This window comes from Ornithinibacillus californiensis (assembly GCF_001038485.1).
GTDB lineage: Bacteria > Bacillota > Bacilli > Bacillales > Amphibacillaceae > Ornithinibacillus > Ornithinibacillus californiensis.
Genome location: NZ_LDUE01000035.1, coordinates 88033 through 100593 on the forward strand (window position 1 = coordinate 88033; position 12561 = coordinate 100593).

The window sequence follows — 12561 nt, forward strand, 5'->3', positions numbered from 1 at the left end:
AAACGTACCCACTAGATTTCATGTTTAACCATAATAGCCAATTATATTTAAGAGGAAAACACCAATAATCGTAACAATAATCCCTGCCGCAAACACGATTCCAGTTGTTTTTGCTTCTTTTGTATCAAACCAGACGATAATAGTTATAATAACCGAGAATATCACCCCAAAAAGTATAGAGGCGAATGGATTTGTAGGTTGGATCCAATCATACCAATTTAAGAAGTCCATTAGATCATTCCTCCATAACTAAAACTAACAATCAATAGTAATAATGCATCTCCACTTACTATCTAATTATTAACTAAAATAAAACTTTCCTTACTACCGTTCCATTCAACCGTCACTTCTATCTCAGCATTTTCAATTATCTTAGCATTCGTTGGATTTGCTTGTTTACTAGTTTGAATAAAGCCATTTTCATTCAACGTATCACCACTCCTACTAAACCCTCCTGCATTCGTGTCTACAGTGAAGGTAATTTCCCCAACAGAACTAACATCCTGTCCTTTATATTGTAATTTAAAGTCTTGGTCTTCAAAATCATTGCTGTGCTGTGTAACCTCTAATTCAGCTGACCAATTATCTGTCTCACCGCTAAAAGTAAACGTATTGGAACTGCAAGCTGAAAGCAATATCAATACTGACCCAAGTAATATTGATAATTTCCTAAACATACAACAACACCCCTTTCTAATTACATACGAACTACACTACATAAAGTTTCAGTATTATTTGATTATTTGGCTTTAAAACTACTAATCCTAAGTTATTACTAACTGAATAAAAGTTAGCACAAAGGTTAGTATATAACCATGAAAGAGGTGGTGGAAATGTCTAACGAGATGAAACAAGAAGAAATTGAAACATTACGAGAGTTAATTAAAGATGTAGACACAGCCATGTTGACTACGGCTACGGATGAAGGGCTTGTTTCTCGTCCCATGAGGACCCAGGAAGTAGAGTTTGATGGTGACTTATGGTTTTTCACGAAAAAAGGGACAGATAAACATGATGAAATTGTACATAACCAAGATGTAAATGTAGCGTATGTAGGAAAATCCTATGTTTCCGTCCGAGGAAATGCAGAAATCGTTGAAGATATAGACAAGAAAAAAGAACTTTGGAGCAAAGTACACAAGAAAATCATGCAGACGTCGTATGATGATCCTAACGTTATTTTGTTAAAAATAAATGTGGAAGCAGCAGAATATTGGGAAAGTGGAAATCTCATTAAGAAGATTGCTTATTTCTACAAACGCATGACAGGACAAAGTTCTAGATCAGTGGATATGAATGAAACGATTGAATTGGATGGTTAACAACTAGAGTGGATTGTCCGGATTTTGGACAATCCATTTCGTTTATTGGAAGAATTACAAGTACACCAGCATTTAGTAATTTCTATTTTGGGTAACATGCAAGTTGTGTTCGTAGACTTCAATAGAATGAGCGGAACTGCTTGATTTAATCTTAACTAGATACGTGTTTTCTTCTGTCTCTACTTGATAGATGTATTTACCCAGATATTTTACGTTCGTTATTTCAGAATCATCCCCAAAAGTGACTTCCCTCAAATTAGGGTCATTAAAGATACTTGTGACTTTTTCTTCCGCAGTTAGGTGGTGAAAGATATTATATGGATAGAAAAGTAATACAGCACTTATTAACAAAATAAAGCAGAGAGCTATTAGGATACGCTTTTTCATGTTATCTCCTCTTCCATCATTATTCTAATGACTGAATAACTTTTTGAAACTCCTCTTCATCTACTTCCACAGAGGTAATCCAATACGATGGGTACCATTCTTCCCCTATTTCTGTCCTTGGTATAGATGGAATGAACATGTAGCTTATACTATCGTTATGTACACTATATTCACCAACGAAATTGCCAATTTGCAAGTAAGACTTATCATGTATTTCCTCATAAGGGTCTTCTCATGTTTCCACAAATTCTAACAATCTATTAATATTTAGCCCCTTAGCTTCTTGGTTTTGTGATATCTCAAGGAATACAGACTCATCTTCATTAGAATAACTCTGAATAAATAACTCTCCTTCTAAAACAGCATCATTTAGTTCCAAACCTGTTGGCACATAACTCGGAACTAATGCATTATAATCTAATTCCTCTACAGCCTTTTCAATGGTATTTTCCTCATTTGAGCATCCAGTAAAAATAATGAACATAGAAATCATGAAACTCACTATAACTATTTTTTTACTCATTTTATCTCCTTTCTTATTCCGCTATGTTAGTTGATTTTCTTGAACTCACCGCGTGTGTATACTTTCTTATTGAAGGTATGCGCCCTATATCTGAATAACTTTTCAAGATAATGACTAATAAAAATCACAGTAGACAATCCAATCCTCTTTTTCTTGATTGTAGAGAAAATAGAAACTACCATTATCTACAATGTTAAATTGAGCCTTTTCATCGGAACTTACTTGAAATACAAATGGATAATCTTCTCCATAAGAGACTCCTCCTTGAGTAAAAGAAGGATAACCTCCTACTTTATGAGAGGAATATACTTTTTCTACAATGTCATCGTAATATTCCATACTAGCCTCAAATTCAAGTCTTAATATTTCATCTTCAATTTCGGGGGAAATACTATAAGAATCCTCCCAAGCAGGTGCATCATTATCAATAAAAAAGGGAGTTAAAGGAAAAGGTTTTATTTTAGTAGATTGTTCATTTATCTTTTGTAATTCATCTAAATTCGTATAACAATTTATCTTAAAAAATGAAACTAAATTATCCTCATTTAAATGATTAAATACATCGTAATCCATATAAATGGTTAATAATTGATAGCTGCTTAATTCCTCGGGTACATATGGTAATTCGTTTAAAAATAATGTACATAAAGGTTTAAAATTAGTTGGTATAATTTCTTCCTTTTTTCCCCATAAAACTTTCCCAATCCAACTTTCTCCTAATTCCTCTGTTGGTCGGAATCCACCTGTTTGAAAAATAGTAGCTTGTTTAAATAATGCATCTTTAATTTGAGAAATATTCAATAAATTCCACCCCCTAATATATGTTTGTTTTTCTCATAACGGGCAATATCCAAGTATAGATTCAATAGACCTTTTATAAATTTATTTCATTATGGACAACTTTTGGAAATTACTTCAAATAAACTACAATCAAATCATTTACTATAATAAATAGGCACGATTCCTTCTTGAAGAAACGCACCCGCTAATACAATAAAGGTTTGTACATCTGTAACTAAAGCACACGTTTGTAGAGTGCCAGAAATGTTAACTATTATTAGCGTTATGTTTAGTGAATAGCTTTCTTGCTTCCCGAGTTAATGTGGCACCGCCTCCATCATCATTCGAAAGAGCGATGAATATGTACTCATTATCTGGGTATATATCTAAGCGATTACTCACACCAGGGAATCCTCCATCATGTCCAATAATTTGATGGCCATTAATTCTCTCAACAAAAAATCCATACCCATACCCTAAAGTTGAAGTTTCATCCGAATATATATTTTCTTTTTGTGTGATGAGTTTCCTTGTCTGTTCAACGCTAATTAGTCGATTTTCTAATAACCCTTTAGAAAATCGCCACAAATCTTTTACAGTGGAATAACCACCACCTGCTGGTGATCCATTTGAACGAATTGATAGATTATCAGTCTTTTCTTCTTGAAATGAACCATCAAATTGAAAGTTAGTATATCCAATAGCTAATTGGACATTGTTAGCATCGGCTAAGCAGGTATCCGTATCATTCATATCCAATGGATGGAAAATGTGTTTTTTTATATATTCAAAGTAACTTAGATTTGTAAGATTTTCTATAATTATTCCTAATAAAATATAACCTCCATTGCTATACTCAAAGCGAGATCCAGGTTCAAATTGTAGTTTATCTTCTACAAATAATGGAAGGTAGTCCGATACCTTCTTTAGGTTAGCTCGCCTTTCTAAAAACTCTTTATTAAAGAAATCTCCTACACCCGAAGAATGAGTTAATAGGTGGTGAATTGTAACCCTACTACAAGGGAAATCGGCGATATACTGGCTAACTGAATCATGAAACGACAATTTCTTTTCTTCTTCTAAAATTGCTATAGCTACACTTGTAAACATCTTACTCATTGAAGCTAAATCAAATTTCGTATTAATTGAATTCAAGATTCCCTGTTCTTCATTTGCAAACCCAAATGCTTGATTATAAAGTATTCTTTCTTTGTCAGCTAATAAAACTGCACCTGAAAATCTACCTTTTCCAGCTAAATCTCGAACATTATTATTAAGTTGAATGATAATTTCTTGTTCATTAATTCTTAATGGATTCATTATATTCCTCACAATTAAATGACTTGTTTAAATCGTTCTATTAAACCACAGCCCCCTTTAATTCAAGATATATTATTAATTTGATAATTCGTTTACTTTGATTTTGTTTGCTAATATTATTCCTTCACTTTCTTCAGACCATATCATTATTCTCTGCCCATTTTTTAATTCTGAAACGTGATTTACTTTCCCTACAACCTTAGTATCATCATTAAAATAAATTATAGGAAGTACTTAGTCTGCTTCAGGATTAATTTTTTCTGGGAAAACAGAGAATTTATTTTTTCTTAATTCTCCTATTCTACCGTGGTAATCAGCATTGATATAAGAAAGTAAAAAGATAACCGTAGACAGTAAAACAAGGGTTACTATACCGATTGAAATTATTCTTTTCATTCTGTCACCCCATAAATAAATTCAAACTTTATAACCTATCCTTCTTCTACTCTTTTACCTAGCTTAATAGCCTATATTTAAATACTAACATAATATTCCGAAAACAAAATAAGAATTTTAGCCACATGAAAAAGGGTGACCCCTACTTGAATCACCTTGTTTAACTCTAGCACCCGTTATAACTAAACGCCGCACTTTAATCGCTTTTTTTCTATCTTTTTAAAAATTCAATTGGCATATCTTTGTTTAACCTTAGAAGCAAGTTGTTAAAATAACTTATTTCATCTATGTTCTCCATTTCAAATTTAACGTCACTAATTTTTGCAGCGTACTTACTGAAATCCTTATCACTTTCTTCCAGGGTAAAATTTATTTCTAAATACTCATTTTCATTTTCAAATTGAAGGACAAGTTCATTATCTTTAAATTCATATGTTCCCTCACCGTAGATAGTAGTGGTGAATACATTCTTATCGATAAATTCTATAGTCATAATAGGGTCATAACTACCAGGGTTATTAACATTCCCATGAAACACTGGGATATAAGCAATTTTGAAGTTTTGACCAGATAAATCATTGCTAGCCGTTTGTGAAGTAGAAGGTAAAATACTTAACACAAGTGGAATAAAGATCGCTATACACGCAATTGCAGCTATATATGGAAGAACATTTGAATGTAATATTCTTTTCTTACGAGCAGGCTTAACCTGAGTCCAAAGTTCTTCCTTTAATCGCTTTGGCACTTTAATAGAATCAAATTCCTTTGTTACATATTCTTTTATGTTCTCTTCATTACGATTATTCTCCGACATTATCTTCACCTCCCAATTGATACAGTTCATATAATTTCTCTTTCGCGCGATATATTCTTGATTTAACGGTTCCTAATTTAATAGAAAGCTGGTTTGCTATTTCTTTCTCTGTTAAATCTTCTATATACTTTAAAACCAATACTTGTTTTTGTTCTGGTGGTATAACATTTAAGTAATTTTCTAACTCATCTTTCTGATCGTTAAATTGTTCGGTGATTGAAACATGCTCTTCTTTTAATTCATACACTACTTGCTTTTTATTTTTATTATAAATATCAATGGCGGTACGCGTAGCGATAGTAGTTATCCAAGCGTTAATTTTTGATTGCTGATTGATTTTCCCTAAATTTTTAAACACTTTTATAAATGTATCGTGTGTAGCATCTTTTGCTTGTTCCTCGTTTCTCAAGATATAATAAGCAGTTTTATACACCTTTTCGAAATAGTGTTCATATAATTCCTTTTCATTTAACCCACTAATTCCAAACACCTCCCTCAATATATACTGACCGAATAGCACCCTTAAAAGTTCCCCTTTAAATTTAAATATTTGTCAGGATTTGAGGAGTTACATCCAAAGAACAGAATAAAACAAGTGACCTTCTGAAGTATCACTTGTTTTATATAATTTACCGCTCGACCCTTTTCTTTTACAATAATCCTGTCCCGTTAATTTAATAACTTCTATAAACAGACGAAGAATTTCAAGCATAATAAGAAGGTGACCTTTTTTGATCACCTTCTTAAGAATTGCATCTTTTACTTGAAAAAGTAATTGTTATCTTAATTCATCAAAGGGATAAAATATTTCTCTTCCATCTTTTAGTATTACGCTAAGTTGGTCCGCTTCAAAACTTCCTCCATAATTTAAAACTGGAATATACCAGTAGTAAGAGTTGACTTTATATTCGGTTTCAAATTCTTTATATTGAAATTTAATAGAATCTACTTCATCTGGTTTTACATATCCAAATAAATACGTCCATCCATTAATGGTTGGTGTAATGGCAAAATAATCAGTGCTAAAAGCCATAGTTGATTTTCGTCCATCGATAGCTTGACTCTCTGTGATTTCCTTCCAACCAAAGAAGCCCTTTTCGAAAATACCACCTTTAATAAAATTGCCATCTTCAAATATAACGAAGGATTGTTCCCCTAATTCAACTTGTTCGAGGATATGTCCATCCATCTTCCCAACCACTTTTTCGACGGTTGAGCTTTGAATGAAAATAGAACCCCAAATAATTGCAAAGAGTAATCCCCCAATAGCAACAAATCCTACAAGTAATCTTTTATTCTTCATTATTTCTCCCCTAAATAAATCTAAAATAATATACTTTTTTATTAAACAATCGTGCCGCGTTCTTGAACATTGCAGAGTCTTTGTTCAACTCTTGTATCCGTTAGCGAAATAAGTATTATTTCAACCAGACAGTCTAGGTATAATAGAATCCAGAATATAGCATACTCCTGCAACTAAGAGAAAATAACCGATAAAACGATTTATTCCAAGTGCAACGTCACTCGGTTCTGCATCAGCGAATTTCCATCCTGTCGATATAAACCAAAGAAATGCTGGGAATTTAACACTTAATAATCCTATTAAGATAAGCATAATTCCAATAAACAAAGACAACCCATCCCCCCCTGATAGATGCAGTGTTACTGATAAAAAGTTATATGTAGTACGGCGAATTACTATAAAAGGATTCATTCATATTGCAATAATCTCTCAAATAGCTGAACAAAAATAACAGAAACTATCATTTTGATGAATGGTTCCTGTTGTTTAACTCTCGCACCCGTTTGTTGAACAAAATTCTTATAACTATTGTGAAATTAATTCTATTTTATCAGTAATTCGTAAAGGGGGATCCGATTCGAATTCAGCATCATAATAACCAACTATTCGTTTTCCGATGTCTAACCCCAATTCTTCGTACTTTTCTTGGCTAACTTTGTAAAAAGCACCATCATTTTCTTGTGCTAGTTTAATCAATTCGTCTCTTGTTTTATCTACAATGTTAATGTTCTCCACACTTGGTAGAGTTAATATTAAGTATCTTCCATCATCTTCCTTTTCTACATTTACAATGATGCCTTCATCTCTTTCTCCATGTGAAGAGTTTTTGTTGTTTTCATCATTCTGTTGACCACAAGCTCCCAAAGTTACAACAATTAAAATTAGAGACAATACTCTTTTCAAACGCACACCTCCAATCAAATTCAGTTGAAGTAAAGCACCTGTTCTTTGAATATTGGATAGTAGATAGTGTAATAGTTATTTCATTTTTCTTATATATTTCTCTTAAATTTTAATTCAAACTGTGGCTTAGTTATATAGTCCATATAATGGACACTTCCGTTATAATCTAAATATGCTTGATAGCGTGTACGTAGTGCAGGTGCTAAGACCATATTGAGAACTTCCCCTTTACCAACCCAGCGACTATCTGATGTTTCATCTGAAGTTGTCAATTCTCCACCTATGGGTTCACATACAAAATCAAACATAACTTTTGTGGGCATTGTCTTTACCCCGCTATGCCCTTCATATGTTGCTGTATTAGAGAAAACTCCTACCAAATGGGATACTTTAACATCAATTCCACTTTCCTCTTTAACTTCTCTGACTACTCCATCTATTAAATTCTCCCCGACTTCCACTTGACCTCCTGGAAATACCCAGTGACCACCTCGGCGGGTTTTTACTAATAATATTTCACCTTTGGTATTTTCAACAAAGCCGCCCGCAGCAACAATATGTACTGGCATTTGCATTGTATTCCCCTCCATTAAAATATAATTTTATTCCGTATTCTCGTCCCGTTTGCGGTAGAAAGAGATAAGTTGACTCTTCCACTAAAGCACCCTATAGTCCAATCATTTATTCAACTGCCAGTAAAGCATATGGTTATCGTTTTTAATTTTTGTCATGTTTAGTTTCTGTAACACTTTAACTGAAGGGATATTATCCACAAGACATTCAGCCGTAATTTTATTTACAGAATCAGAGTTAAATGCCCACTCAATGATGCATTTTAAGGCTTCTGTTGCATAACCCTTATTTTGTTTTGTAGATATAATACCATAACCAACTTCAACTGACTTTTCATTATCAGGCTTACCTTTAAACCCTATATCCCCAATTATATTATTAGTTTGTTTGTCAATAACAAGCCAAACACCCCACCCTAAAGCAGATGCATCTTTTTTTAATTCCTCAAGATACATTCCAATATGCGGTCCAAGTTTGTATCCATTTGTGGAATAAGTTAATAATGTCTCATCGGTGCAAGGGGTAAGAGTAAGTCTTTCTGTTTGTAGCTCCAAATCCATTTTCTTTCGCCTTCTTTACTTTCATTTTTTTAATAACATTTCACAATATTGTTCAACTAACTGACGATCACCTTGTTAATCTAAAGCACCGTTTGTTTAGGTACAATTCTTCATAATCTCATTTCTAATGATAGAACATAAAGATTAAAATTCATTATTTGAATTAACAATAGTTTCAGTGACTTCCAGTACATCTTCCATTCTTTCTTTTGTAAAGGGGTTACTCGGTATCAAAGAATGACGTGAAGCATACTTAATCTCCATCTCACCACTGCTAATAGCTTGTATTATAAATTCTAAATCCTGCAATTTATTTTGAAGTATTTCTTTATCAGGATTATCAGGCTCAATATAAGGTGTTGCAAAAATACTTCGGAAGTTATCTGTTAAATCTTTTCCCAATTGATTTCGGTAATATAATTCATAAATACTAGATTGATTTAATATTGCCTTTGAATGAACATATGCTTTATTTAGTCTTTTGGGATCAAAATCATCTTCGTCCATATAATATTGAATGTCTAGTTTTAAAGATACCAAATGATCTACTAATGTAGAGTTTGACTTTATATACATATTCGTACGACTAGTCCATTGGCTATAAAAAATAAAACTTAATGAAATAATAACTACCAAAGATGTTATGCTAATTTGTTTCCAATTTACGTTTTTATTGGACACCCAATCATCCTTTTCTGTGATTTAAAAGAATTCCTTTGCTATTCAACTCTTGCATCCGTTACTTAAATATATTTTTTACATATTAGCGAACCTGTTTATTATTATTTATATTTAGATGTACAAGACAAACTATAAAGAAGGTAATCAAATAGGTTAATAGGAATATGCCTAAAACAAATTCAGTTAAATTAAAATCCATAAACCCTTCATCCATATATTCAAAGAAAAGGCTAACGGCTACACTTAGACATATGTTAAACAGTAAAATATAATACTTTCTTGTGCGTGTAATCTTAATATAAAGCAAAGCCACGCTTAAAAGAAGAAAGCCAATAGACAAATAAAGAGAACCAATCCATATGGCAATTTCAAAATTAACACCAATTCCTGATGCTTTGTACTTTAGGACATTAAACCAACTAACAATATATATAATAACTACAGATAAATTAACATACCCAATTATCTTCCTCTTTAAAAAGATAAAAATAAATGGACTTACCAACAATGATAAAAATATAACTATCAATATATTATCCCTTCTCTTTATTTGGAGATAAATTACTTCAACTCTTCTGTCCCGTTAGCATAATAACTTCTATCTCAATACTATCATAATATTCCAAATATATTATTGGAATTTTATCACAAGAAAAAGGCGACCTCATAGATCACCTTCTTTATCTAACGCACCCGTTAACTTGACAAGAATATCTACTTTGTATTATTCCGCATTAACTCTTCTCGCATCTTTTTGATTTCTTCGGTCTGTTCAAGAAGGTTACTATTGAGCTTCCTTATTGCGTCGTATATTGAGAAGATACCCGCAAAAATTAAGATTAAAAACAGTAATTCCATTCTCTTCCCCTCTTTCTTTCATTCCCTTATCTATTACTAACGCACCCGTTACAATAATTACAATTAATCACAATCTAGTATTGTAACTATATCTCCTTAATTATTTGGTGTAATATTTTTTTGCTCTCTGAATCTTTTTTTCGTGGTAAACGGCCAATTCGTTCATAGACCTCTTTTTCTTCTAATAGTTGCTTAGGGTTTAGTACTTGAACTGATATTCCGTTCAACACAAAGGTTTGAGGAAGTAAAGAGTCGGGTCTCCAAATCCAAACAGGTAATCCATTCATAATAAGGTGTCCATTATCTGTTCGGGTTATATAGGAAAATGTAATTTCTACTTTTTTCTTGCAGAAATCAGTCTGCCTATCACGAAATTCCTCTTTAACCAATGTCTTCTCATATCCAGCCTTTTTAAGTTCATCCTCTAAACTTTCTCGATTTTCAATCCACGTTACTAAATCAATGTCATCGTGTAGACGAGTTATCTCTCCAAGTAAAAAATCGATTGCCCATCCGCCTCGCAACCAGAACTCAATTCCAATTGTCTTAGAAATTGCACTAATTTCAGACAACACTTGTAATTGGGTCTCAGTTTGTCCGTTGAAGTTTTGTTGGATCATCTTAGACTTCCTTTCTCCCATTGTGAGTCCACATCAGTAATTTCTTTTTCCACTAAACTGCTTCTTTAGTAAAAAACCTCCGTATTAAAGGCCTCCTTATTGCGTTAAAGCACCCAATAGTTTAACAATGATTTATTTAAAATTATTTTGCGGTCTCACAAATAATGATTTCTCAATGACTGAAGATAAATCTATTTTAGGTTGTTCACGTTGTATGAGTTCATATATGTCTTGAATCACTACTTCTAATTCTCTTATGGAAGTTGATGGGTCTTCCAGAAATATGGATTCTAAACGAGTACATATATTTTCTGGGGTGATAATCATTGATTTCAGTGTGTGTTTTTGCCACTTGAAAGCAGGGTGATGAACGTATTGACGATTTAAACCAAACAGTATTCCCATTATTTTAGTTTGAACATCCACCATTACTTTATATAGCATTAACCAGTCTTTACGGTTGAGTAGAGCTTCTCGATTATTCCATCTGTTACCTAAATGAATATTTTCTTTAATCATCGCTACACTTAATTCATTAGGATATTTATTAACTTTTTCTTTCATCCCTTTAATAATCAAATCACCACTAAGAGAAACTCCATTATGTAACGTAGCAACTATACATTGTTTATCTAAATCTGTATTAAAAGATAAAATTACATCCTTAATTACTTCGTTAATTGTATCAGTAAGAAAATTACTTATTTCTAACTTTACACCTTTAGTAATATACGTTTCTGACCATTCCTGATCCTCGTATGGATGAAAGTCGATGATATCCCCTTCTAATTTTACGATCGGGGTTTTCCTATCTCCGTCTGTCGGAGACTCTTTCCAAAAAACAAATAATTCAATATCTGAATATTGATCATACCAGTTTCTTGAAACAGAACCGCCTAATAACACAGCTTCAACCTTTGGATTTAGTTCATAAATTTTTGATATATCTGATGCTAATTTCTTTAAATCCATAAAATCCCCCTTTATATAAATTTACATTTGATATTAAACTATTCTGCTCCGTTACTTTAAGTACATCACTTCACAAACTCTCCATTTACTTTCACAGATCTTCATATACCTAAATCAGTCTCTACCTTCAACTTCTAAATTCAATAGGAGTTAACTCCGTCTCAAACCATTATATTTCTATTAATCTCAATTAACGTACCATTCGGATCTCGGAAGTGGGCAACACGAATTCCCCAGTCTTCTCGATCATGTGGTTCAGAGATGAAATCTACTTTTGATTGTAGTGATTGATAGGTTTCATCCACATCTTCTACTGCAAAAATTAGCACCACTTCATTTAGTGGCGAGCTGCTCTCGACTAGTGTTTCATTAAGATCGTCTAGTTGCTGCTTCTTTTCAAAGATAGAAAGCTGAGTGTTTCCCACTTGAAATTGTGCATAATTAGAGTTTTCATCTCCCCATCTGCATTCAAACTCTAGTGTATTTTTGTAGAAATCGTAGCATTCTTGATAATTGTTCACTAGTAGTCTAGTATGTGTAAGATTCATA

At 32.6% G+C, this 12561-nt stretch carries 21 protein-coding genes; 1 reads left to right on the forward strand and 20 read right to left on the reverse strand.

Annotated elements, in window-relative coordinates; all coding sequences use genetic code 11:
* Positions 1–24: 24 nt before the first annotated feature.
* Together TE34_RS08380 and TE34_RS08385 are read right to left on the reverse strand one after the other, a co-directional pair.
* Positions 25–231, reverse strand: coding sequence for a hypothetical protein (locus TE34_RS08380; protein ID WP_047984368.1), 207 nt, complete (start codon positions 229–231; stop codon positions 25–27).
* Positions 232–293: 62 nt separating this feature from the next.
* Entirely contained in the window at positions 294–677 is a 384-nt protein-coding gene (locus tag TE34_RS08385) for a hypothetical protein (RefSeq protein WP_047984369.1), read from the reverse strand.
* Positions 678–833: 156 nt separating this feature from the next.
* Between TE34_RS08385 and TE34_RS08390 the strand changes: the two genes are divergently transcribed.
* Positions 834–1322: a pyridoxamine 5'-phosphate oxidase family protein gene (locus TE34_RS08390; protein WP_047984370.1), complete on the forward strand. Its 489-nt coding sequence runs from the start codon at positions 834–836 to the stop codon at positions 1320–1322.
* 72 nt (positions 1323–1394) lie between these two features.
* Here TE34_RS08390 and TE34_RS08395 read toward each other — a convergent pair whose 3' ends face one another.
* The 18 genes from TE34_RS08395 to TE34_RS08470 form a co-directional block, all read right to left on the reverse strand.
* The gene (locus tag TE34_RS08395; protein ID WP_047984371.1) at positions 1395–1709 is read right to left on the reverse strand and encodes a hypothetical protein; all 315 of its coding nucleotides are present in this window, start codon (positions 1707–1709) and stop codon (positions 1395–1397) included.
* A gap of 19 nt (positions 1710–1728) precedes the next feature.
* Positions 1729–1905, reverse strand: coding sequence for a hypothetical protein (locus TE34_RS21015; RefSeq protein ID WP_157037604.1), 177 nt, complete (start codon positions 1903–1905; stop codon positions 1729–1731).
* A 36-nt stretch (positions 1906–1941) separates the two neighbouring features.
* The gene (locus tag TE34_RS08400) at positions 1942–2232 is read right to left on the reverse strand and encodes a hypothetical protein (RefSeq protein ID WP_047984372.1); all 291 of its coding nucleotides are present in this window, start codon (positions 2230–2232) and stop codon (positions 1942–1944) included.
* A gap of 114 nt (positions 2233–2346) precedes the next feature.
* Positions 2347–3033, reverse strand: a complete 687-nt coding sequence (locus TE34_RS08405; protein ID WP_047984373.1) for a DUF1963 domain-containing protein — start codon at positions 3031–3033, stop codon at positions 2347–2349.
* A gap of 246 nt (positions 3034–3279) precedes the next feature.
* The gene (locus TE34_RS08410) at positions 3280–4332 is read right to left on the reverse strand and encodes a serine hydrolase domain-containing protein (RefSeq protein WP_047984374.1); all 1053 of its coding nucleotides are present in this window, start codon (positions 4330–4332) and stop codon (positions 3280–3282) included.
* Positions 4333–4566: 234 nt separating this feature from the next.
* The gene (locus TE34_RS21020; RefSeq protein ID WP_157037605.1) at positions 4567–4728 is read right to left on the reverse strand and encodes a hypothetical protein; all 162 of its coding nucleotides are present in this window, start codon (positions 4726–4728) and stop codon (positions 4567–4569) included.
* 211 nt (positions 4729–4939) lie between these two features.
* The gene (locus TE34_RS08415) at positions 4940–5542 is read right to left on the reverse strand and encodes a hypothetical protein (RefSeq protein WP_047984375.1); all 603 of its coding nucleotides are present in this window, start codon (positions 5540–5542) and stop codon (positions 4940–4942) included.
* Positions 5529–6062, reverse strand: coding sequence for an RNA polymerase sigma factor (locus TE34_RS08420; protein WP_236687130.1), 534 nt, complete (start codon positions 6060–6062; stop codon positions 5529–5531). Before TE34_RS08420 ends, TE34_RS08415 begins: the two co-directional genes overlap by 14 nt.
* A gap of 258 nt (positions 6063–6320) precedes the next feature.
* Positions 6321–6845 (reverse strand): hypothetical protein, encoded by a 525-nt coding sequence (locus TE34_RS08425; RefSeq protein ID WP_047984376.1) that lies wholly within the window; start codon positions 6843–6845, stop codon positions 6321–6323.
* A 120-nt stretch (positions 6846–6965) separates the two neighbouring features.
* Positions 6966–7178: a DUF6199 family natural product biosynthesis protein gene (locus TE34_RS08430; protein WP_047984377.1), complete on the reverse strand. Its 213-nt coding sequence runs from the start codon at positions 7176–7178 to the stop codon at positions 6966–6968.
* 192 nt (positions 7179–7370) lie between these two features.
* Positions 7371–7748: a hypothetical protein gene (locus tag TE34_RS08435; protein WP_047984378.1), complete on the reverse strand. Its 378-nt coding sequence runs from the start codon at positions 7746–7748 to the stop codon at positions 7371–7373.
* Between the two features lie 89 nt (positions 7749–7837).
* Positions 7838–8323 carry an NUDIX hydrolase gene (locus TE34_RS08440; protein WP_047984379.1) on the reverse strand — a complete coding sequence of 162 codons (486 nt, stop codon included), beginning with the start codon at positions 8321–8323 and terminating at the stop codon, positions 7838–7840.
* A gap of 102 nt (positions 8324–8425) precedes the next feature.
* Positions 8426–8881, reverse strand: a complete 456-nt coding sequence (locus TE34_RS08445; protein WP_236687131.1) for a GNAT family N-acetyltransferase — start codon at positions 8879–8881, stop codon at positions 8426–8428.
* A gap of 144 nt (positions 8882–9025) precedes the next feature.
* The gene (locus TE34_RS08450) at positions 9026–9562 is read right to left on the reverse strand and encodes a hypothetical protein (protein WP_047984380.1); all 537 of its coding nucleotides are present in this window, start codon (positions 9560–9562) and stop codon (positions 9026–9028) included.
* A gap of 714 nt (positions 9563–10276) precedes the next feature.
* Positions 10277–10420: a hypothetical protein gene (locus tag TE34_RS21210; protein WP_169749091.1), complete on the reverse strand. Its 144-nt coding sequence runs from the start codon at positions 10418–10420 to the stop codon at positions 10277–10279.
* An 86-nt stretch (positions 10421–10506) separates the two neighbouring features.
* Positions 10507–11040: a nucleotidyltransferase domain-containing protein gene (locus TE34_RS08460; RefSeq protein WP_236687132.1), complete on the reverse strand. Its 534-nt coding sequence runs from the start codon at positions 11038–11040 to the stop codon at positions 10507–10509.
* 132 nt (positions 11041–11172) lie between these two features.
* Positions 11173–12012: a DUF4037 domain-containing protein gene (locus TE34_RS08465; RefSeq protein WP_047984383.1), complete on the reverse strand. Its 840-nt coding sequence runs from the start codon at positions 12010–12012 to the stop codon at positions 11173–11175.
* A gap of 161 nt (positions 12013–12173) precedes the next feature.
* Positions 12174–12560, reverse strand: a complete 387-nt coding sequence (locus TE34_RS08470) for a VOC family protein (RefSeq protein WP_047984384.1) — start codon at positions 12558–12560, stop codon at positions 12174–12176.
* Between the last annotated feature and the right edge of the window lies 1 nt (position 12561).

Excerpts from the sequence above, each read along its gene's own strand:
- TE34_RS08440 (WP_047984379.1), bottom strand. The coding sequence starts at position 8,323 with ATGCAAATGCCAGTACATATTGTTGCTGCGGGCGGCTTTGTTGAAAAT.
- TE34_RS08460 (WP_236687132.1), bottom strand. The coding sequence starts at position 11,040 with ATGATCCAACAAAACTTCAACGGACAAACTGAGACCCAATTACAAGTG.
- TE34_RS08400 (WP_047984372.1), bottom strand. The coding sequence starts at position 2,232 with ATGAGTAAAAAAATAGTTATAGTGAGTTTCATGATTTCTATGTTCATT.
- TE34_RS08415 (WP_047984375.1), bottom strand. The coding sequence starts at position 5,542 with ATGTCGGAGAATAATCGTAATGAAGAGAACATAAAAGAATATGTAACA.
- TE34_RS08380 (WP_047984368.1), bottom strand. The coding sequence starts at position 231 with ATGGACTTCTTAAATTGGTATGATTGGATCCAACCTACAAATCCATTC.
- TE34_RS08425 (WP_047984376.1), bottom strand. The coding sequence starts at position 6,845 with ATGAAGAATAAAAGATTACTTGTAGGATTTGTTGCTATTGGGGGATTA.
- TE34_RS08395 (WP_047984371.1), bottom strand. The coding sequence starts at position 1,709 with ATGAAAAAGCGTATCCTAATAGCTCTCTGCTTTATTTTGTTAATAAGT.
- TE34_RS08385 (WP_047984369.1), bottom strand. The coding sequence starts at position 677 with ATGTTTAGGAAATTATCAATATTACTTGGGTCAGTATTGATATTGCTT.
- TE34_RS08465 (WP_047984383.1), bottom strand. The coding sequence starts at position 12,012 with ATGGATTTAAAGAAATTAGCATCAGATATATCAAAAATTTATGAACTA.
- TE34_RS21210 (WP_169749091.1), bottom strand. The coding sequence starts at position 10,420 with ATGGAATTACTGTTTTTAATCTTAATTTTTGCGGGTATCTTCTCAATA.
- TE34_RS08470 (WP_047984384.1), bottom strand. The coding sequence starts at position 12,560 with ATGAATCTTACACATACTAGACTACTAGTGAACAATTATCAAGAATGC.
- TE34_RS08410 (WP_047984374.1), bottom strand. The coding sequence starts at position 4,332 with ATGAATCCATTAAGAATTAATGAACAAGAAATTATCATTCAACTTAAT.
- TE34_RS08390 (WP_047984370.1), top strand. The coding sequence starts at position 834 with ATGTCTAACGAGATGAAACAAGAAGAAATTGAAACATTACGAGAGTTA.
- TE34_RS21020 (WP_157037605.1), bottom strand. The coding sequence starts at position 4,728 with ATGAAAAGAATAATTTCAATCGGTATAGTAACCCTTGTTTTACTGTCT.
- TE34_RS08445 (WP_236687131.1), bottom strand. The coding sequence starts at position 8,881 with ATGGATTTGGAGCTACAAACAGAAAGACTTACTCTTACCCCTTGCACC.